This window comes from Massiliimalia timonensis, assembly GCF_900186585.1.
GTDB classification, from domain to species: Bacteria; Bacillota; Clostridia; order Oscillospirales; family Ruminococcaceae; genus Massiliimalia; species Massiliimalia timonensis.
Map to the genome: position 1 here is coordinate 326,955 of NZ_FYDD01000002.1, position 20,084 is coordinate 347,038.

The following is a 20,084-nucleotide window of genomic DNA, read 5'->3' on the forward strand; positions in this document are numbered from 1 at the left end:
AAGGTTATTGTTCCAGCTTCCAGATATGGGGATCTTTCCGAAACAGCAGACAGGTCACGATGCCAACAACAGCAAGCAGGCAGAATAAAAACGCGGCTCCACTCCCTTTCCCTGTTCCAAATAAGATCGACGGCAGGGAGTTTTGGGGCTGGGACGCCATCAAAGGCTCGAACACCTTATCCACTAAAATGCCTCCTGTAAAATACCCGATTGGTATCGTGAAAAATTGCAGGGTGTTCCGGGTCGAGAAAACACGGCCCTGCATAGGAAGAGGCACATGACCGCGCAGCAGTACATCCATGTTGGCGTTCATAACTGGGATGCAAGTCCAGCCCAGAATAGCGCCGATGCACCATACAGGGACAGAATTTCCGAATGCGAGCAGGAAATTTTCCGTGCTCATAGAAAACAGCAGGGTGTTGCAGATGACCCGCACCCGGCTTTTTGGCGCAGGAAGCACTGAAGCGGCGATGCTTCCCAGCAGCAATGCGATTCCCGTTGCTGAATTGACGATTCCCAGCGCCGTTTCCCCGCCGTTTTCTTTGGAGAGAAGCATGGCAGGGAACGCCGCGTTATATACCGAAGCGGTAAAGTTGATCGCAGCCAAAAACAGGATCAAGTCTAAGATCCCACGGTTTTGTTTTAAATACCGCAGCCCAGTCTTGGCAGATCGAAAAACCGGTTCCCGTTTCTCTTGGCGCGGAATAGCTTGAGGGATCCTGACAAAAAACAGCAGGGAAATAAACGCGATCCCAAATGTGACAAGGTCAAATATAATGACTGCTTGGATCTGAAATAGCGACAGCAGGGCCGCCGCGATCACCGGAGTCAAAATATTGATCAGGGAATTAGAAAACGAGCGCATCCCGCTTGCCTTTTGGTAGTGCTTTTTGGGAATCAGCAGGCTGACTGTAACATCCGCCGCCGGCTGTTGTATGGTATTCATAAGGCCAGACAGGGCGTTCAGGCAATACAGGTGCCAAATCTCCAACCGGCCTGTTTGCAGCAAAAACAGCGTGATAATCGTACACATTGCCGCAAAGCTGTCGCTGGCTAGCATGGTGGCTTTTTTATCCCATCGGTCGCTGAGCGCACCGGCAAAAATGCTCATCATGATATAGGGCACATAGGAGCAGACCGACAATAACGCGGTGTTCAGTGCGGAACCCTGCTGCTGATAAGACCAGATGATCAGCGCAAAGCTTGTCATGGAACTGCCTAATGTGGATAGTGCCTGCGTGATCCATAAAATCAAAAAGCTGTGAAGCTCATGGAAAAATATATGTAATTGTTTCATTTCGACTTTGCTCCTTATTTCTTATTTGTTTTCAAACTGGACGCAAAGCCTTTTGGGACGAAGAGGGTCAGTGCTCCATGTAGGTTCGTCCTAGCAGACCTTGCATGGAGCGTTGCCAATACAGAGTTTCATGATAAGGTTCCTTTCTAGTTGAATCGCTTGAAAAAGGTTAGCTGTAAAGCCCAAGCTCTTTTTCCCGGCGGGTTAGGATGCGGCGGTTTAATAGCAGGAAAACTGTGATAGAAGCTGCCGGGCCTAAAAAGTCCGAGATGGTTTCTGCAAAAAAGGTATACTCTGCTTCCAAAAGGAAGGGAAGCAGAAACAGGGATACAAAGTAAACAAGCTTTCGGAAAAAGGAAAGAGGCAAAGAAAGGTTTACCTTGCCGATCCCGGTGAAGCCGTCTACGATTGCATACTGTACGCCCAATGGGATCACGCCCAGGGTATAGACACGGATCGCCCATTCAGCCTGATGGACCAAGGCGGGGTCTTGGGTGAACATACGGATAAACAACGGGCTGGCCGTCTGGGCAAAAAGCAGCAGCAGGGCCGTGTACCCGGCGCACATTAGGATGATCCGTTTTTGCGCCTGTTTTACCCGGCCGGTATCCCCTGAACCGTAATTATAGCCTAAGATGGTTTGGGTGCCTCCGCTGATCCCGCCCAGCGGCATGGTGATCACCAGCATAAAGCTTTGCACAATGGTGGCGCAGGTAACCAAAGCATCTCCCCGCTGGGGCCCGCCGTAATGCTGCAAAACAGCATTCATAGCAATGATCATGACATTGTCGATCGCGATGATCAAAAACGGAGTAAGGCCCATCCACAATATTTTCCCCATGGTTTGCAGGCAATAGGAGCCAAAGGTGATCGGGGCGGGAAGGCTTTTATGGAATAAAAACCGCAGCACAAAGATACAGCTGAACAGTTGGGAAAGGACGGTTGCCACTGCCGCGCCGCGCACTCCCATATCGAACAGGAAGATAAACACGGGATCAAGGACAATATTGCTGACGGCTCCGATCATCACCGAAGCCATCCCCACCTTTGCAAAGCCTTGGCAGATAATGATCTGGTTCATTCCGGTTGCCAGAACTGCAAATAGGGTTCCGGCCAAATAGGCAGAAAAATATTCCTCTGCGTACAGGTAAGTAGACGGGCTGGCGCCGAATAAAAGAAGCATCGGCTCCCGGAACAGAAAAGCTGCTGTTCCTGCCAGCAGCGAGAGTACTCCCATTAAAAGAAACGCGTTGGCGACAATTTTTTTAGCGGCGGGAAGATTTTCTTCCCCCATACGGATGCTGATCAAAGGCGTTGCGCCGATCCCTACCCAGAAAGCGATCGAGCCAATCATGGTGATGACCGGGCCGCATACCCCTACGCCTGCCAGTGCGGCAGCGCCGATCTTAGGGATATTGCCGATATACATTCTATCGACAATGCTGTAAAGCACGCTTACAAACTGCGCGAGCATACTGGGGATTGCCATCCGGAACACCAGCCTTGTGATAGAGTCCGTCCCTAAATTATTTTCCACTTTCATGTCTGCCACCGTCCCGCCAAAAAAGTACGGTTTTATCATATCACATTTGAAAGCCGGCGGCAATGAAAAAGATTGCTTTTTATCAGGGTCAACGGTATAATAAAAGTATTCTGTAAAAGGGGCAGGTGAACAGGATGCTGATTGCAGACCTTCATATCCATTCCAAGTATTCACGGGCTACCAGCAAGGAAGGGATCCCGGAATATTTGGATCTTTGGGCGGACCGGAAAGGGATTGGATTATTGGGAACCGGGGACTTTACCCACCCGGCATGGAGGGAACGATTAAAGGAAACGTTAACGCCGGCAGAAGAAGGGCTTTATGTGCTGAAGCAGGATCTGCGTGCGCCGGGAAAACGATTTGGAGAAGCCCCGCGGTTCGTTGTTTCCGGGGAGATCAGTTCAATCTATAAAAAGAACGGTAAGGTGCGAAAGGTACATAACCTGATCCTATTACCGGGATTGGAACAGGCAGAAAGGCTATCTAAAAAGTTAGAGGCCATTGGGAACATCCATTCGGACGGCCGCCCCATTTTGGGGATCGACAGCCGCGATCTTCTGGAAATCACACTGGATGCCTGTCCTAACGCGGTATTTATCCCCGCCCATATTTGGACGCCGCATTTTTCCATGTTTGGCGCCTTTTCAGGCTTTGATACGATCGAGGAATGCTTTGAAGATCTTACTCCCTATATCCATGCGTTTGAAACCGGGCTTTCCTCTGACCCGCCGATGAACTGGCGGGTTTCCGCACTGGACAGGCTGACCATGGTGTCCAATTCGGACGCCCATTCCCCCGCAAAGCTGGGGCGGGAAGCAAACCTGATGGAGATAGACCTCTCCTATCATGCTATGGCAAAGGCGATCCAAGAGGGCGCTCCCGGCGGGTTTCGGGGGACCATTGAATTTTTCCCGGAGGAAGGGAAGTACCATTATGACGGGCACCGCAGTTGCCATTTGTGCCTGCGGCCCGCCCAGACAAAGCAATATGATGGAAAATGCCCTGTCTGCGGAAAAAAATTGACCATTGGGGTGGACCACCGGGTAGAGGATTTGGCAGACCGGAAAGAGGGGTACCGTCCGAAAAATGCATTGCCCTTTGAAAGCTTGGTTCCTTTGCCGGAGGTGATCGCTGCTTCGACTGGGCGCTCTGCCGGGAGTAAAAAGGTGCTGGCAGAGTACGGCAAAATGCTGGAAAGCTTAGGCGCGGAGTTTTATATCCTGCGGGAAGCCCCGCTTGAGGACATCAGAATAGCGGCCGGCCCCTGCATCGAGGAGGGGATCCGACGTCTACGCAATGGAAAAGTAGAATGGGAACCCGGCTATGACGGGGAATACGGCAAGCTGAAGCCGCTGAGCGCATCGGAGATTGATGAACTAAATGGGCAGCTAAGTTTTTTGCCGGTCACTGGTATTGCTGAGAGAAAACAGAAAACAGAGGAAAAACCGAATCTTCCCAAACTGCAAAAGCAATCGGAAGAACAAAGTCAGGCTGTCGCGCAGCTTTTAAATGAGGAGCAGCAGCAGGCTGTCAATTCAAAAGCGTCTGCGGTTGCAGTGGCAGCAGGACCCGGCACTGGAAAAACGAAGACCCTGATCTCTAGGCTTTGTCATCTGATTCGGGAACAAGGGGTAAAACCCAGTGAGATCACGGCGGTCACCTTTACCAATCAGGCGGCAAAGGAAATGCGGGAACGTCTGGAGCGGGAGCTTGGCTCTAAACGGCAGGCAAATCAGGTGCGGATCGGGACGTTCCACGCGGTCTGCTTGCGCCAGTTGCAGCAGAACGGGGCGTTTCATGCGATTTTAGATCCCTGTCAGGCGGAAAGCTTCGCCAGAGAGGTCTTGGACAGGTTCTCCATTTCTTGGAGGCCGAAGCGGTTTTTGCAGGAAGTTTCCTCCTGCAAAAATAAGCTGATAAAAAGCAGCGACACACTGCGGGAAGAATGGTATGAGGCGTATGAACAGCTGCTTTCTCAGGCGCAGGCGATGGATTTTGACGATCTGCTGCTTTTCGGGAAGAAGCTGTGGGAAGATAACGTTTCCTTCCGAAAAAAAGAGCGGAAACGCTTTTCATATTTATTGGTAGATGAATTTCAGGATATTAACGAGATCCAATATCAGTTGGTTTGCGCATGGGCTGGGAATGGAAACCGGCTGTTTGTGATCGGCGACCCAGATCAGGCGATTTATGGGTTCCGTGGCGCGCGGGCTGATTGTTTTGACCGTCTGAAAGCGGACTTTCCTGACTGCGAAATGATCCGTCTGCGCACCAATTACCGTTCTTCTCCGGAGATTATCCAGTGCGCGCTTGCTTCGATACGGCATAATCCGGGCGGGGAAAGGCTGCTGCTGGCTGAAAGCAAAAGCAAAGGCCCCGTGGTGGCGGTTCAGGCTGAAAGCGAGCTTTCACAAGGAATTGAACTGGCAAAACGCATCAACCGCATGGTGGGCGGCATGGATATGCTGGAGGCCCATGCTTTTGGACAGGAACAGGAGCTCCCCCGCAGCTTTTCAGAGATTGCGGTGCTGTACCGCACCCGCCAGCAGGCAGAGATTTTGAAGCAGTGCCTGCGGAAAGAAAGCATCCCTTATGTTGTGCTAGGAAAAGATGATCTGCTGGAGGATGAGCAGGTACGCGGAGTGCTTTCCTTTTTTCGCTTTCTGGAGAACAGGAAGGATAAGCTGGCCTTGCGGGATTGTTTGCAGTATCTGTTCCAGCTTACCGACCCGGACGGGATCTGCGATGAGATCCTAAAAAATGGGTTGGGGGAGCCCGGGCCAGAGGAAAAGGAAGCTTTTCCTCTGTGGCTTACCTTGTTTTGGGAATTTTCTTCCCATTTTACCAAACAAAGGCCGGAAAAACTTCTGGGCGATTTGGTTTCCCGGCTTGGTATGGAGGTTTCAGAGGGCGTGAAAAAACTGCTTCATATGGCGGTGTTTTACCAAAGCATGGTGGAATTTTTGCAGGCGCTGATGATCGGCGAAGAGGCGGACTGGAAACGGCGGAGCGAAAAAAATTATTCTGCCGACGCTGTTACCTTGATGACGCTCCATGCTTCTAAGGGACTGGAGTTCCCGGTAGTGTTTTTGGCTGGCGTGCAGGAGGGGTATTTGCCGTTGAGCCGGGGGAATCTGTTTTCTGATATTGAGGAAGAACGCCGTTTGTTTTATGTAGGGATGACCCGTGCACGGGAGGAATTAAACCTTCTTACCGCGAAAGAACCGTCACGCTTTTTAAAGGAGATCCCCCGTGATCTGCTTCAGGAGGAAACAGCAAAAGCGCCTAAGGAAAGGCCGGTTGGGAAACAGTTGAGTTTCTTTTCATGATAAAAAAGTCAAAGGAGGAAGTATATGATCGCAAGAAAGATCAAACGGGAAGAATATTCGATAGCTGAGGCGGTTGGAAGCATTGCGTTTGAATTCCCGATCGAAGAGAACACACTAAAGATGAGCAATGAGGAACGGATCTGCCGCCAAATGGAACACCCGTCCTCGCACACCGACTATTATACCCTTTCCCGGTTTGCGGCATTTGATGACGACGGTACCATGATGGGCGTGATCTCCACCTATCCGTATCAGGTACGGTTTGGCGGGACAGAGCTTGGGATGAGCGGGGTAGGGTTCGTTTCTACCCGCCCGGAATACCGCCGCCGTGGCGTGATCCGGGAATGTATGCGCGTAGCGATCCAGGACATGAAAGACAGGGGCGATGCATTTGCGGCGCTGTATCCTTTTTCGGTGCAGTTTTACCGGAAGTTTGGGTACGAGCTTGCCACGCAGACGATGGAATGGGTGATTCCGATGTCTGTGATCCCGGATTTCCCAGAAGAAGGAGGGAAGTTCCACCTTTACTCGCCGGGGGAACCGGTAGATGATTTTGAAAAGGTGTACCGGGATTTTTGCGGCAGGTATGATTTAACGGTTGTACGGGAGAAGCTTGACTTTGCCCTATTTCAGGACGATCCGCTCACCTCGAAAAAATATTGGTATCTTTACCGCGACAAAAACGGGGAACCAAAAGGCTATTTACGGTTTTTTAAGGATACCGTGGACGGGGAGCGAAGAATGAACTGCTCCTCCAACTTCCGTCAGGTGGAATTTGCTTTTAGTGACGCGGAGGGGCTCAAAGCGCTGCTGCGGTTTGCAAAATCTTTTTCCTCGGATTATGATTGCCTTACCGTTGCGCTTTCTCCCGATTTTCCGCTGGAATTTTATCTGGGAGAAACAAACCCGATCCGCAGGAATCAGCATTTTATGGGAATGTACCGGGTAGTTGACGCCCAAAAGGTTTTGGGATCGGCTGTGTATCAGGGCAGCGGTAGCCTTTCGATCGAATTGTCCGATCCGATGGCACCATGGAATGAAGGGGTATTTTCCGTTTCTTTTGAAAACGGAAAGGCTGTTCAGGTGGAAAAAACATCTGGCGGGGATGCACAGGTTTCGATGGGGATTCGGGAATTCACCCGGCTGATCACCGGCTGCTTTGAAAGGGAACAGATCCGCATCATGCCAAATGTAGAGATCCGGGAAGATACGCCGGCGATCGACCAGGTATTCTTTAAAAAATCTATCTGGCTGCACGACTTCTTTTAAAAAATTTAGGAAACGCTGTGAGATAACAGCGTTTCTTTTTTTGTATATTTTTCTTTCTTTTTGTGATACTAAGAAAAAACAAGGAGTGACAGCACCATGGGAAAAAAGAAAAAAATGGAGAAAACACTGCGGGAAGAAGCGAAAAGCACCGAAAAAAATAAGATCCAATCCGATGTGCAGGGCAGTTATACCGGCATTGGAGAAGACGGCGATCGTCCGGTGCAGGATGCAGATGATCTATAAAAAAGCGCGGCAGGCAGTCCCAAGCATGGGAGATGCCTGCTGTTTTTTGTACAGCTTGGGCGAACCGTCTATTTTAACAAAAATTGGGCATACTGATGACAACGAAACCTCATTGGTAAAAGCTTTATTTTAAAGGAGAGAAACACCTATGAAACATTTAAAAAGGATGCTTGCCATCTGTCTGGCCGCGGGATTGGGCTGTTCTATGGTTACCGGCTGCACTGATTCCGGGAAAAATAATGCGGACAAAGAAAAGGCGACCGTTGATATTTTTCAGTTTAAGGTAGAAGTAAACGACGCCTTAAAAACAGCGACCCAAACGTACATGAAAGAGCATAAAAATGTAACGATCAACCTGGAAACTGTCGGCGGCGGGGACGATTACGGCGCTGCCCTGCGGACCAAGATGTCCAGTTCTGACCAGCCGGAGATTTTTAATGTCGGCGGGCCGCAGGATATTGTGGACTGGAAAAAGAATTTAGAAGATTTGTCTGATCAGGAGTGGATCGGCAAGGTGGCGGAAGGGCTGCTGGACGATGTTTCCGATAACGGGAAGGTTTACGGACTGCCCATGTCGGTGGAAGGATATGGCTTTTTGTATAACAAGGACATTTTTGAAGCGGCTGGTATCGACGGGGAAAGCCTGAAAACCTACCAAGAAATCGACCAGGCATTTGGAAAATTGCAGGAGATGATCGAGGACGGAAAGCTAAAAGACGAGTTCCCTGTCCTGGAAGCGGTGATGGAATACCCGGTAAAGGAAACATGGGTCACTGGGATGCATACGGCAAACGTCAGCCTGGGACAGGAGTTTTCCAGCGCCACAGAGGCGTTTGAATCAGAATCGATTGATTTCAAATACGGGGACCAGCTCAAAGACCTGATCGATTTACAGGTCAAATACACCTCCAGTGCAAAGACCCCATCTAATTTAAACGCGGTGGATTATTCCATGCAGGTGGGCGGCGGATATGCGATCGAACGGGTCGCGGTGATCCAGCAGGGAAACTGGGTGTATCCTGAAATTAAAAACGTTGATGAGGAGGTCGCCCAGCATACCGGTATGATCCCGATCCCGCTAAAAGGCGTGTCAGAAGGAAATATTCCGGTTGGGGTACCGATCTACTGGTCGGTAAACAGCGGATCAAGCGATACGGATAAACAGGCCGCGAAAGACTTTTTAAACTGGCTGTACCAGTCTGAAGAAGGGAAAAAGATCGTGGTGGACGATTTAGGCTTTATTCCGCCGTTTACAAATTACGGCGATCTGGCGCCGTCTGACCCGTTAAGTAAAATCGTTGCACAGCATGTAAAGGACGGAACGATCGCCCCGTGGGTGTGGACCGGTGCGCCGACCGGCTGGGCGCAGGAATCATTAGGGGTCAATATCCAGTCCTATGTGGCGGGAGAAAAAAGCTGGGACGAAGTAGTCAGGGAATCAAAAGCAGATTGGGAAAAGGCGAGAAAGTAATATGAAAAAGCCGGGGGAAAGCGTTTCTCCGGCTTTTTAAGAGGAGGTATGTCTGATGAAAAGACCCAAATGGGGCTTTTGGGTGTTTATTGCCCCGGCGCTGATCGCTTTTATTCTTGTTCAGCTGATCCCGGCGTTTACCGGCATTTATTATTCTTTTACCGATTGGAATGGGATCGGGAACGAAGTTTCCTTGGTGGGGGTCAGAAACTATGCTGATATTTTTGAGGATTCCGGTTTTTGGCGGTCTTTCCTGTTTACGGCTGTGTTTGCGGCCTGCGCGGTAGTAAGCTTAAATGTAGTGGGATTTTTTCTGGCGCTTTTGGTGACCCAGGCGGTCCCGCTGCGCAGCCTGATGCGCAGTGTATTTTTCCTGCCCAACCTGATCGGGGGGATTCTGTTGGGCTTTACCTGGCAGTTTATCTTTACGCAGGCGTTTGATTCAGTAGGAAAGGCCTTGGGGATTCCTTGGCTGCAGGGCTGGTTATCTACCCCGGCCACCGCGGCGCTGGGACTTTTGATTTTGGTGACTTGGCAGCTTTCCGGATATATGATGATCATTTATATTGCGCAGATTCAGAATATCCCGGACAGTGTGATGGAGGCCGCACAGATCGACGGCGCCAACGGCTGGCACCGCCTGACAAAAATCATCCTGCCGCTGGTGGCCCCTGCATTTACGATAGGTTTATTCCTATCCCTGACCAATTCCTTTAAAATGTACGACCAAAACCTGTCGCTGACCGGCGGGGGACCTTATCATTCTACCGAAATGCTGGCTATGAACATTTATAATTCTGCTTTTAAATTTAATCAGCTAGGCATCGCGCAGGCAAAAGCGGTCCTCTTTTTGATCGTGGTTGCGGCCATCAGCCTGACACAGCTGTACCTGAGCAAGAAAAGGGAGGTGGAGATGTGATGGGCAGGACGCGAATGAAACGGATCGGCCTGTTTTTACTGGGGAGCTTGCTGGCATTATTGTTTTTATCCCCGATCTGGATTTTGCTGATCAACTCCTTTAAATCACTAAAAAACATTTATTTAGATGTACTTGGGCTGCCGAACCGGGACACCTTTCTCTGGAAAAACTATCCGGAAGCATTTGAAAAGCTGGATTTTGCCACCTCTTTTTTCAATTCGGCCGCAATTACGATATCGGCTACGGTTTTGATTTTAATTTTCTGCGCCATGGCTGCATGGGCGTTGGTGCGTTATAAGTGGAAGATCAGCAATATCATTTTCCTGTCATTCGCCGCGGCGATGCTGATCCCCTTTCAGTGTGTGATGCTGCCGCTGGTAAGCCTGATGGATGCCATGAACATGATGAACCGGCCGGGGATCGTGGTGATGTATTTGGGGTTTGGGGCAAGCCTTTCCATTATCATGCTGCACGGGTTTATCAAAAATGTTCCGCTGGAGCTGGAAGAGGCGGCTACGATAGACGGCTGCAATATGTTCCAGACCTTTTTTCGGATCGTTCTGCCGCTGTTAAAGACGATCCTGATTACCGTTGCGATTTTGAATGTGATGTGGATCTGGAATGACTTTTTGCTGCCGCAGCTGATGATCAACAAAACCGGCTGGCAGACCCTGCCGCTGAAGACCTTCCTATTTTTCGGCCAGTTTTCCAAGCGGTGGGATTTAGCCACCGCAGGGCTGCTTCTTTGTATGATCCCGATCGTGATTTTTTATCTGTTCTGCCAGAAGTATATCGTCAAAGGCGTGACAGAGGGTGCGATCAAGTAGATAGGAGGAACGCGATGAAAAAAACATGGTGGAAGGAAAGCGTTGTATACCAGATCTATCCCAGAAGCTTTTGTGATTCTAACGGCGACGGGATCGGGGACTTAAACGGGATCTTATCCAAACTGGATTACCTCAAAGAACTGGGGATCGACGTGATATGGCTTTCTCCGGTATACCAGTCCCCGAATGACGATAATGGATACGATATTTCAGATTATCAGGCGATCATGGCGGAATTTGGCACGATGGAGGACTTTGACCGGCTGCTTTTCCAGATCCACAAGCTTGGGATGCGATTAGTGATGGACTTGGTGGTAAACCATACCTCTGATGAACATCCGTGGTTTACGGAAAGTAGAAGCTCCCGGGACAACCCATACCGGGATTATTATATTTGGCGGGAGGGAAACGGAAACTGTCCACCGAATAATTGGGGGTCCGTGTTCGGCGGCAGCGCTTGGGAATTTGATGAACACACAAACATGTATTACCTGCATCTTTTTTCCAAAAAACAGCCTGACCTGAACTGGGAGAATCCGACAGTACGGGAAGAAGTGTTCCAAATGATGAAATGGTGGCTGGACAAGGGGATCGACGGCTTTCGGATGGATGTCATCAGCATGATCTCCAAAACGCCGGGACTCCCTAACGGCCCTGTTCAAAATGGGCTTTACGGCGACGCTTCCCCTTATACTGTCAACGGCCCGCGCGTGCATGAGTATTTGCAGCAGATGAACCGGGAAGTGCTTTCCCGGTATGATGTAATGACAGTTGGCGAAACGCCGGGCGTAACGGTGGAGGAGGCCCGAAAATATGCAGGGGAAGAGGGGGATGAGCTTTCCATGGTGTTCCAGTTTGAACATATGGGACTGGACGACCACCCGTTAGGCTTTAAATGGAATGATACCCCGCCCAAGCTGGTAAAACTGAAAGCCACCCTTTCCAAATGGCAGACCGAATTGGCGGGAAAGGCGTGGAACAGCCTGTACTGGAGCAATCATGACCAGCCCCGTGCCGTTTCAAGGTTTGGCGACGATTCCCCAAAGCACCGGGTCCAGTCGGCAAAAATGCTTGCCACCTGTCTGCATATGATGCAGGGCACGCCCTATATTTATCAAGGGGAAGAACTGGGGATGACGAACATCTCCTTTGAAACGATCAGCCAGTACCGGGATATTGAAAGCCTGAATGCTTTCCGGGAGCTGACCGGAAATGGAATCCTAACACAACCGGAGATGCTGCGTTATCTCCGGCGTAAAAGTAGGGATAACGCCCGTACCCCCATGCAGTGGGATGACACCCTAAACGCGGGATTTACCACAGGGGAGCCATGGATCGAGGTAAATCCGAATTACCCGCAGATCAATGCGAAACAACAGATAGCAGACCCGGATTCAGTATACCGTTACTACCAGAAATTGATTCGGCTGAGAAAAACACACAGAATCATTGTTTACGGGAGCTATGAGCTGCTAGACCCGAATGATGAAACGATTTTTGCATATACTAGAAAAATGGAGGGGCAGAAGCTGCTATGCGCCTGCAATTTCAGTTCGCGGGAAGAAGTGTTTTTCCCGCCGGAGGAATTTATCGTCCGGCCGGGGGTTTGCCTGATCGACAATGCAGTGGCACGGTACTGCTGCGAATCTCAGATGACGCTGCAGCCTTATGAAGCTTTTGTCTATTTGATTTAAAAAGGAGCCTGATTTTATGGTAACACGAAGGATTCGGTTGGAAACGATCAATGATGTGAAAAGTTTTAATACCAAAGCGATCCATTGCCCGTATGAATTGGATTTGGTATCCGGACGTTATAAGATCGATGGAAAATCCATCATGGGAATTTTCAGTCTGGACCTGTCGCAGCCAATCGAGCTGCACCTTTACTGCGAAGAAAATGACCCTGTAGTAAAGGAATTTGATGAGTTTGCAGTATAAAAAGAGAGTGGAAAGTTTTATCTTTCCACTCTCTTTTTATACTACCGTTAATTGCGGCGGAACCGGTTGCTCTCTTTGATAATATAAATGGGACGGTTTTTGTTTTCCATATAGTCTTTTGCAATATATTGGCCGATGATACCAATAAAGGACATCTGGATTCCCCCTAAAAAGAGGATCAGATCCGTCATCCAGAGCCAACCGCTGACCGGGGCATCCAGCCCAATCTGCACAAGGCCGTAAATGCTGATAACAAGCGCTGCCAGCACTAAAAGAACGCCGACAATGCTTGCCAGGGTGATCGGGGCGGTGGAAAAGGAGAAGATTCCGTCGATCGCATAACGGAAGAGGCTTTTTAAGGTCCACTTGGTTTGTCCTGCCGCGCGTTCTACATTGCGGAACGGAAGCCATTTGGTTTCAAACCCGACAAAGGAAAAGATCCCTTTCATATAGCGGTTGTATTCTTTCATTTTCAGGATGGAATCCACCATCAGGCGGTTCATCATCCGGAAGTCCCCAGCGCCATCACTCATTTCCAAACGGCACATTTTCTGGATCACTTTATAAAAGCTGCGGGAAAGAAAATTTCTGAGTTTCCCCTCCCCCTCCCGGTCTTCCCGAAAACCGGCACAGCAGTCGTAGCCCTCTTGGCTGACTGCCTCGTACATGGCGGGCAGGAGAGCCGGCGGATGCTGTAAATCCGCGTCCATGATGACGCAGTAGTCACCCTTGGCATGCTTTAAACCGGCGTACATGGCGGCTTCTTTCCCGAAATTTCTGGAAAAGGAAAAGTAGTTGCAGCGGGGGTCTTTATAAGAAAGAGATTTTAAAACCTCCATGGTGTGGTCGTTGCTTCCATCATCCACAAAGATAAATTCTGTTTCTGTATCTGGGATTCCCTCCATGACTTTTGACACTTCCCGGTAAAATAGGGGAAGGGATTCCTCTTCGTTATAGCAAGGCACAACAATACTGATCTTATCCATGCTGGTTTTCCCCCTTAATAAAGATTTTGCTTTTACAGATGATATAATTGGCCAGTACGGTGATCACACTGACGAACAGCTTTGACCACATCGGTGAAAAACTGAGAAGATTGATAAAGCAGAACAGCAACACATTTTCCGCTAAAAGTGTGATGAAACGAAGCCCAACAAAGGAAAGGAATTCCTTTTTTACGTCCTGGTCAGAGTGAAATACCATCTTTCGGTTCGTATAATATGCGAATAAAACGGCTGCGACCCAAGCGATGGTATTGGCGACTAAATAATTGACATGGCATTGCAGCAACAGAAAATACACCACATAATTGACGGCTGTGGTCAAAACGCCGTTGATACCGTAACGGATCAATTCCTTGAAGTTTTCCTTGTTCATCATGTGTCCTTCCTTTATGTTTATTTGCTTTGTGCCGGGCTGGATAAGGCCGGTTTTCCCCGGCGTGTACGCCTGATCTCCCAAATCATTCCTACAGCCAGCACGGCCAGTGCCAGCAGGCTAATGGCTATGCCTAAATTCCTGCCCGGAGGTGTGAAGGTGATCTGTATTTGATGGCTCCCTTTGGTGATCGGGAATCCGACAAAGGCTGTGTTCACGGTTTCGATCTCCACTTCTTTCCCGTCCACAAACGCCTGATAACCGTTTTGAATTGGAAGAGAGGTGACAAAATACCCGTCTTTTTGTACCTCTGCGCTGCCCTGAAGCACGGTGTTTCCTTTGGTTTCCTGAAAAGAAAGAGGGGTGATCCCTTCATTGCCCATCTTTGCGTTATCATATAGATATGCTTTTATGTTGGAAATTTGGTAATCTCCCTTGCTGAATGTGAAGTCCAGAGTGTCAATGGGCTGGCTGGAAGAAAGGTAATAGGTAAATTGATGGTTGTGATTTGGATAGGCTGCTGAATCGGCGGACAGCTTGTTCCGGATCCCATTGCAGGAGATGATCACAGCCCGTCCATCCGGATTTTCCACCTCAAAGGTCAAGATCAAGGTATGCCCTGCCGGGATCGGTTGGGTTAAACTGGCCGTTAACTCTGTTTCCTGCTTCACATGAAGGTCATACACACCATCGGAAGATGCAGTTTCTAATCCGTCCGGGGACGGTTCGATGCTGTAATCTAGCTGAAATGGCGTTACTTCGGATTGGAATGGGATTTCCTCCGCGTTGGAAACAATGGTATAGTTTGTCATTGCATCCAGTGTTTCCGGATAAGAAAGGGTGTCAAACTGCGCTTTTCCCATCAGATTGTAGCTGACGTAAGCGGTAGGGAGCACAGAATCATTTTCAGCAAGTACGTTTTCTCCCTTTTGCAGCTTTACCGTATATCCGTCAGGAAGCATTTGGTTGGTGGTTTGCAGGTATTGGATTCCCATCAGATATTCAAAAAATGGGTTCGGAGCCGCCAACAGGGCGACGCGGTTATTGATGCTGATCGGGTTTTTCATCAGATCATAATAAAATGCAGAATATTCCGTATTCATGCTGGATGAATACATCGTGCTTTTTTTCATTCCCTGAACAGGGGTCAGGTTGACAGTGGCGATCGCTTCGTCTGTGTCGATCTGGTCAAAACGCGCATTGGTGTTTTGATATACCTGTTTCATTTCTTCCTCGGTAAAAACCGCCTGGCGGGGATCCTCGGCCGGGACAAAGCTTTCGGTGCGGTTTGTCTGGACAAATAGAAGCGGCGGGACGACCAGCAGGGACAGATAGGGAAGAAGCTTCCCCTTTGCGCGTTGGGAAAACAGGAAAAACAGCAGCAGAAATACTGCGTCCAGAATGACCAGCCATTTGAAGGATTGGAAAAACAGCGGAACGAAGCTTAACAGCAAAAGCCATAGGCTGTGTTTTAATGTTTGCTGATACAGCGCCGCCAGCACTGTAATACAAATAAGAATGACCAGCGGAACAAACGGAATTAAAATCTTTGACTTGATATACAGGCCGCCGTTTAAGATAAACGGCACGATATTCAGGAATACCGCACAAAAGACCGCGATGCCAAGGCCTCTGGTAGGACGGTGCTTGATCCCCAGAAATAGGCCGTATAAGCTGACTAAGGTCAAGCCGCAGCTATACCCGCTGTAGAGCAGGGAGCGCAGTGTGGGATTGACCGCCAGAATGATGGGAAGCGACGCCCCGGAGCCATTGTCCTTGGTATGCTCCAGCAGAACCAAGGCGGTAGGCACCAGTAAAACCGCCGCCAATGCCACGGCGATCCCGCAGCCGATGATAAAATAAAAGACGGTTCGTTTTTCCCGGGAACGGTAAAGCAGATAAATGAAACAAACTGCAAAGCAGGAGATCGAAAAATAAAAGCTGTGCAGGATAAACATCAGTGCAGATAACACAAATGGTACGATCCTGCCTTGTTTTAAGAAGTAGTCGATTGCCAAAAGCGCCAAAAACAGCCACGGCAGGTAATTGACAAACATCAGTTGGCGGTGTGCTTGGAAGAAACAGGAGGCGCATGCCAAGAGCATCCCTCCGAGAAAACAGAAAAATGGGGCAAAGCCCTGCTTTTTCAGCCAGAAATAACACAGGTTTACCGAAGCGATGATGCCAAGTACGGCGTAAACGATCAAAATCGTTTTCATCGGTACCATGGGCAGCAGACAGCCGATCAGGATGTCAGGCCGCAGGTACCCGTAATAGGAGAACATATAAAAATTACTTCCAGCACCCAAGTCGGAGTAATCGATCAGCAGGCTGCCCGTTTCATAAACGTTCTGCCTAAAATGCTCGGCAATACTTACATGCTGGCAGAGCCAGTCTACTTCAGAGCCAAAGGCAGAACCGGCAGGCACAGAAAAAAACAGCAACACAAGCACAGCCGCTGTTAATAGGATCGGATATAGAATTTGTTTTTTAGGCATGGCACGGCTCCTTTCCAATCAATGATTATACTTCCGATTCCTTAATTGTTACCGAAAGAAAATCTAAAGAATTCTTAAGATTTTCAAATTGGGAAGAATCGTGTATAATAGGGCTAAGGAAAGAAAGAGAGGTCCCTGTATGGAAGAATCAAAAATCTTGGTAGTGGACGATAATAAAGAGATCCGAGAGATCATCAACATCCTGTTATCTGGGGAGGGGTATCAGGTGATTGAGGCAAACGACGGCTTGAAGGCTTTGGATCAGATCATGCAGCATGAATTTGACCTGATCATTTTGGATGTGATGATGCCAAAGATGAACGGATATCAAACCTGTCTGGAGATCCGGAAGATCAGCAATGCGCCTATTTTGTTTTTAAGCGCAAAATCTCAGGATGGGGACAAGACGCTGGGATTTTCCAGCGGCGGGGATGATTATCTTCCAAAGCCCTTTTCTTACAGTGAATTGGTGGGCAGGGTCAAGGCATTGATCCGCCGGTACCACGTATACCGCGGAAAAGAAGAAGTGATGTCTGAACCGGTCATCCAGATCAAGCAAATGACGATTGATGAAGCATCTGGGACAGTGAAGATCCAAGGGAAAAAGGTGGAGCTGACTGACACAGAGTTTGCCATGCTTTTATTTTTGGCCAAAAATAGGAAGCGCACCCTTTCGGCCGAACAGCTTTACGAGGCGGTATGGAAGGAAAATTATTACTACGGGGCCAACAACACAGTGATGGTACACATCCGCAACCTGCGGAAGAAAATCGAAAAAGATCCGCAGCATCCAGAGTATATCCGGACCATCTGGGGAAGGGGTTACTGCTGTGATTAAACAATATCTGTCCAAATTAACGGTCCGCTTGTTTTTTACCATGCTGGTATCCGGTGTTGCGGGGGTGCTGGTGTTCTGCCTGCTGTGGGGGATCCGGCTCCCGGTTTATCAGGCAATGCGCGATCATCATCTGCTTTCCTCTCGCCAGGGGCAGTTTATTTCTGATTTTGCGGAACGCGCGGTCCAAATCAACGTCCGCCCAACAAACGAGGAGGAAGAACACCAGCTTTGGGAACTGATCCAAGGTAGGGACGAATATACGGGGATCAGTATTTACGACGCGCAGACCGGTGAATATATCACAGGATACTACGCCCCGGTATTGGACGACTTTATTACTGGAAGCCTTTTGAGCGGGGTAGAGGCAGTTTATCTGACCGATGACGAAACCGTTCAGATGCGGGTCGCCTTTCAGGATCAGGAGGCGGACGTTTATTTTTACTCCTATTATATCGCTCAGATCATGATCCCTTATCTGGTGCTGAGTCTGCTGATTTCTTTAGGGGTATTTTTATTTCCGATCCTGCATTTTGTCCGAAGGAGGATGGAATACCTTTGCCAGATTGAAGAAGAGATTTTGGTGATGGCTGAAGGGGATTTAAGCCATCCGGTGACAGTAAACGGGACGGATGAGATTGCGGTGCTGGCCAGCCAGCTAAACTCGCTGCGGATCGCGCTGGATGAAAACATTTCGCAGGAAAAGGAAAGTAGGGGCGCTAATCGGGACCTGATCAGTGCGATGTCCCACGATTTAAAAACGCCGCTGACCACACTGACCGGTTATCTGGAGATCATTAAGAGGAAACGTTGTTCTGAAGAAAAGCGGGAAGAATATTTAGACCGCTGCCTGAAAAAGGTGGAGGACATCCGGGAATTGTCCGACCGGATGTTTGAGTATGCGCTGGTTTTTGAACAGAGTGATACGGTCGAATTTTCGAGCCTTTTGCTGACTGACATCAAGCAAAACCTGATCGAACACATTGATTTCATTGAACTAGCCGGCTTCCGGGTGAAACGGAACCTGAAGGTGGCTTCGGGGAGCATGCAGGGCAATGGGAACATGATTAAGCGGATCTTCAGCAATCTGTTTTCCAATGTATTGAAATATGGGGACAAAAATTTTGCCGTTGAGGTAGAAATGCTCTGCAAGCCCGGGCAGGTCGTATTTTCCCTGCGTAACCGCGTGAAGGAGGATGACGAACAGGTTGAAAGCAACCGGATCGGCTTAAAGAGCGTGAAGAAGATGGTCTCTCTGCATCATGGGGAATTATATGTGATGTCGGAGGATGGGATCTTTTCTATTCAAATTACCTTGCCAGTATCATAAAACAAAGGGATGATGAATATTCATCATCCCTTTGTTTTATGAGTGAAAAGTAACGAGAAAAGCGCGTCTAAGGAAAAGCAATCCTCTTCCCAGCTTTTTAAATAGAATGCGTCCAGATTTTCCGGAGAGTATTCTATCTCCCGGGAATAATCCTTGGCGTTGCCGACCCGCTGATCACTGGTAAGGGTCCCCGTACCTGAAAAAGTGCTCAGATCACACAGGTAAATCAACAAAAAACTGCAAACGGCCAGTTTCACCTTTGGCAGTACCTCCAGATCAAAGACAGCTTTTAGAAAATACCGGAACAGGAAGTAAACGAGCAGGTGCTCATACTCATGGTTCCTTTCTTGACATGCCGCTAAAAACGCAGACTGTAGCTTTAACAGCTCAGGAAGAGCAACGGATAACTGCCTCAGCTTTTTCATCCAGCTTTGACGGTCCGGCTCCAATCCCTGATAAAAGGAGAGCATCCCCTGAAAAACAGATTCCTGCTCCCAGCAGGCCTCCTGTTTTAATTGTTCCAGCAAAGCGGCACGCTGTATGGGGTCTTCCGCCTGTTTGCAAAGTTTTGGAATCAAATCCGGGCTGTTAAGATCCAATGCGGACTGAAGCTGGTCGGCAAAGTCGAGCAGCAGGGCACACCGTTCTTCTATGGAAAGCGTGCGCTCCTGGGCAAGGTGAAACGCAGTATTCCGGGCTTGGAAAAGTATATCTAAAAGCGGAGGGGGAGCTTCCTTCTGTTCTCCGGGCAGGGACTGTTCCAGCTCCAGAAAGGCGATCGGTTCCCTTTGCGCAAATAAAAGCCGCCCGGCCTCCTCACAGCAAAGCCCCAGCCCGGCCTCCTGAAAACTTCCGAACCATTCAAAAAAGCGGGGATGGTCCCGGCAGATCTGGCAAAGCTGTTCTTCTCCTGCAAACAGGATCAGGTCACACAAATGCTCTTGATTTAAAAAGGGGCACTGTTCCCCGTGAAGCAGAAAATGCGGGCCGCCTGCTTCGGAAATAGATTGGCGGAGCCGTTCTCCCATAGTGCCGGGCAAATTACGGTAACGCGCAAAGCTTTGCTGGTCGATCTCGATCTCCCAGCCGATGCAGCAGTTGTCCCGGCAGGCGGAACCAGTACATTGAAATGATGGATAATAATAGGGAACACGAAGCATAGAGTATCCTTTCTTACCAAAAACAGGCCGCGGTTTTCCACGGCCTTG

17 protein-coding genes are annotated in these 20,084 nt (G+C 49.2%); 11 read left to right on the top strand and 6 right to left on the bottom strand.

Features of this window, described 5'->3' with window-relative positions; genetic code table 11:
- Window positions 1-4: 4 nt before the first annotated feature.
- Both CIB36_RS01670 and CIB36_RS01675 read right to left on the bottom strand, forming a co-directional pair.
- Window positions 5-1,297, bottom strand: a complete 1,293-nt coding sequence (locus CIB36_RS01670; protein WP_093987872.1) for an MFS transporter — start codon at window positions 1,295-1,297, stop codon at window positions 5-7.
- Window positions 1,298-1,466: 169 nt separating this feature from the next.
- On the bottom strand, window positions 1,467-2,840 hold the full coding sequence (locus CIB36_RS01675; protein WP_093987946.1) for an MATE family efflux transporter: 1,374 nt from the start codon (window positions 2,838-2,840) through the stop codon (window positions 1,467-1,469).
- A 134-nt stretch (window positions 2,841-2,974) separates the two neighbouring features.
- Between CIB36_RS01675 and CIB36_RS01680 the strand changes: the two genes are divergently transcribed.
- The 9 genes from CIB36_RS01680 (at window position 2,975) to CIB36_RS01710 (ending at window position 12,836) form a co-directional block, all read left to right on the top strand.
- Window positions 2,975-6,169: a UvrD-helicase domain-containing protein gene (locus CIB36_RS01680; RefSeq protein ID WP_093987873.1), complete on the top strand. Its 3,195-nt coding sequence runs from the start codon at window positions 2,975-2,977 to the stop codon at window positions 6,167-6,169.
- A 24-nt stretch (window positions 6,170-6,193) separates the two neighbouring features.
- The gene (locus tag CIB36_RS01685) at window positions 6,194-7,438 is read left to right on the top strand and encodes a GNAT family N-acetyltransferase (protein WP_093987874.1); all 1,245 of its coding nucleotides are present in this window, start codon (window positions 6,194-6,196) and stop codon (window positions 7,436-7,438) included.
- Between the two features lie 96 nt (window positions 7,439-7,534).
- Window positions 7,535-7,681 (top strand): hypothetical protein, encoded by a 147-nt coding sequence (locus tag CIB36_RS13200; RefSeq protein WP_158662543.1) that lies wholly within the window; start codon window positions 7,535-7,537, stop codon window positions 7,679-7,681.
- The gene (locus CIB36_RS13205) at window positions 7,671-7,814 is read left to right on the top strand and encodes a hypothetical protein (RefSeq protein ID WP_158662544.1); all 144 of its coding nucleotides are present in this window, start codon (window positions 7,671-7,673) and stop codon (window positions 7,812-7,814) included. The genes CIB36_RS13200 and CIB36_RS13205 overlap by 11 nt, the downstream gene beginning before the upstream one ends.
- A 15-nt stretch (window positions 7,815-7,829) precedes the next feature.
- On the top strand, window positions 7,830-9,152 hold the full coding sequence (locus CIB36_RS01690; RefSeq protein ID WP_093987875.1) for an ABC transporter substrate-binding protein: 1,323 nt from the start codon (window positions 7,830-7,832) through the stop codon (window positions 9,150-9,152).
- 55 nt (window positions 9,153-9,207) lie between these two features.
- A complete protein-coding gene (locus CIB36_RS01695; RefSeq protein WP_093987876.1) occupies window positions 9,208-10,071 on the top strand; it encodes a carbohydrate ABC transporter permease in 864 nt (287 codons plus the stop codon).
- Complete coding sequence (locus tag CIB36_RS01700; protein ID WP_093987877.1) at window positions 10,071-10,898, top strand: carbohydrate ABC transporter permease; 828 nt, start codon at window positions 10,071-10,073, stop codon at window positions 10,896-10,898. Before CIB36_RS01695 ends, CIB36_RS01700 begins: the two co-directional genes overlap by 1 nt.
- Window positions 10,899-10,912: 14 nt before the next feature.
- Complete coding sequence (locus tag CIB36_RS01705) at window positions 10,913-12,592, top strand: glycoside hydrolase family 13 protein (protein ID WP_093987878.1); 1,680 nt, start codon at window positions 10,913-10,915, stop codon at window positions 12,590-12,592.
- Between the two features lie 16 nt (window positions 12,593-12,608).
- A complete protein-coding gene (locus tag CIB36_RS01710) occupies window positions 12,609-12,836 on the top strand; it encodes a serine kinase (RefSeq protein WP_093987879.1) in 228 nt (75 codons plus the stop codon).
- Between the two features lie 47 nt (window positions 12,837-12,883).
- On the opposite strand, the gene CIB36_RS01715 is transcribed toward CIB36_RS01710, so the two are convergent.
- From CIB36_RS01715 to CIB36_RS01725, 3 genes are read right to left on the bottom strand one after another with little or no spacing between them, the layout of a single operon-like run.
- Window positions 12,884-13,822: a glycosyltransferase family 2 protein gene (locus tag CIB36_RS01715; protein WP_093987880.1), complete on the bottom strand. Its 939-nt coding sequence runs from the start codon at window positions 13,820-13,822 to the stop codon at window positions 12,884-12,886.
- Complete coding sequence (locus tag CIB36_RS01720; protein ID WP_229408158.1) at window positions 13,815-14,216, bottom strand: GtrA family protein; 402 nt, start codon at window positions 14,214-14,216, stop codon at window positions 13,815-13,817. The genes CIB36_RS01715 and CIB36_RS01720 overlap by 8 nt, the downstream gene beginning before the upstream one ends.
- A gap of 17 nt (window positions 14,217-14,233) precedes the next feature.
- Entirely contained in the window at window positions 14,234-16,711 is a 2,478-nt protein-coding gene (locus CIB36_RS01725) for a YfhO family protein (RefSeq protein WP_093987882.1), read from the bottom strand.
- 139 nt (window positions 16,712-16,850) lie between these two features.
- On the opposite strand from CIB36_RS01725, the gene CIB36_RS01730 reads away from it, so the two are divergent.
- Both CIB36_RS01730 and CIB36_RS01735 read left to right on the top strand, forming a co-directional pair.
- Window positions 16,851-17,549, top strand: coding sequence for a response regulator transcription factor (locus CIB36_RS01730; RefSeq protein ID WP_093987883.1), 699 nt, complete (start codon window positions 16,851-16,853; stop codon window positions 17,547-17,549).
- Entirely contained in the window at window positions 17,542-18,876 is a 1,335-nt protein-coding gene (locus CIB36_RS01735; RefSeq protein WP_093987884.1) for a sensor histidine kinase, read from the top strand. Before CIB36_RS01730 ends, CIB36_RS01735 begins: the two co-directional genes overlap by 8 nt.
- A 23-nt stretch (window positions 18,877-18,899) precedes the next feature.
- Here the strand turns inward: CIB36_RS01735 and fliB are convergent, their stop codons facing one another.
- Entirely contained in the window at window positions 18,900-20,036 is a 1,137-nt protein-coding gene (gene fliB, locus CIB36_RS01740; RefSeq protein WP_093987885.1) for a flagellin lysine-N-methylase, read from the bottom strand.
- Window positions 20,037-20,084: the final 48 nt, after the last annotated feature.

What these genes read in the sequence shown, in the direction of transcription:
- CIB36_RS01670 (WP_093987872.1), bottom strand. Translation starts at nt 1,297, where the DNA reads ATGAAACAATTACATATATTTTTCCATGAGCTTCACAGCTTTTTGATT.
- CIB36_RS01675 (WP_093987946.1), bottom strand. Translation starts at nt 2,840, where the DNA reads ATGAAAGTGGAAAATAATTTAGGGACGGACTCTATCACAAGGCTGGTG.
- CIB36_RS01680 (WP_093987873.1), top strand. Translation starts at nt 2,975, where the DNA reads ATGCTGATTGCAGACCTTCATATCCATTCCAAGTATTCACGGGCTACC.
- CIB36_RS01685 (WP_093987874.1), top strand. Translation starts at nt 6,194, where the DNA reads ATGATCGCAAGAAAGATCAAACGGGAAGAATATTCGATAGCTGAGGCG.
- CIB36_RS13200 (WP_158662543.1), top strand. Translation starts at nt 7,535, where the DNA reads ATGGGAAAAAAGAAAAAAATGGAGAAAACACTGCGGGAAGAAGCGAAA.
- CIB36_RS13205 (WP_158662544.1), top strand. Translation starts at nt 7,671, where the DNA reads ATGATCTATAAAAAAGCGCGGCAGGCAGTCCCAAGCATGGGAGATGCC.
- CIB36_RS01690 (WP_093987875.1), top strand. Translation starts at nt 7,830, where the DNA reads ATGAAACATTTAAAAAGGATGCTTGCCATCTGTCTGGCCGCGGGATTG.
- CIB36_RS01695 (WP_093987876.1), top strand. Translation starts at nt 9,208, where the DNA reads ATGAAAAGACCCAAATGGGGCTTTTGGGTGTTTATTGCCCCGGCGCTG.
- CIB36_RS01700 (WP_093987877.1), top strand. Translation starts at nt 10,071, where the DNA reads ATGGGCAGGACGCGAATGAAACGGATCGGCCTGTTTTTACTGGGGAGC.
- CIB36_RS01705 (WP_093987878.1), top strand. Translation starts at nt 10,913, where the DNA reads ATGAAAAAAACATGGTGGAAGGAAAGCGTTGTATACCAGATCTATCCC.
- CIB36_RS01710 (WP_093987879.1), top strand. Translation starts at nt 12,609, where the DNA reads ATGGTAACACGAAGGATTCGGTTGGAAACGATCAATGATGTGAAAAGT.
- CIB36_RS01715 (WP_093987880.1), bottom strand. Translation starts at nt 13,822, where the DNA reads ATGGATAAGATCAGTATTGTTGTGCCTTGCTATAACGAAGAGGAATCC.
- CIB36_RS01720 (WP_229408158.1), bottom strand. Translation starts at nt 14,216, where the DNA reads ATGATGAACAAGGAAAACTTCAAGGAATTGATCCGTTACGGTATCAAC.
- CIB36_RS01725 (WP_093987882.1), bottom strand. Translation starts at nt 16,711, where the DNA reads ATGCCTAAAAAACAAATTCTATATCCGATCCTATTAACAGCGGCTGTG.
- CIB36_RS01730 (WP_093987883.1), top strand. Translation starts at nt 16,851, where the DNA reads ATGGAAGAATCAAAAATCTTGGTAGTGGACGATAATAAAGAGATCCGA.
- fliB (WP_093987885.1), bottom strand. Translation starts at nt 20,036, where the DNA reads ATGCTTCGTGTTCCCTATTATTATCCATCATTTCAATGTACTGGTTCC.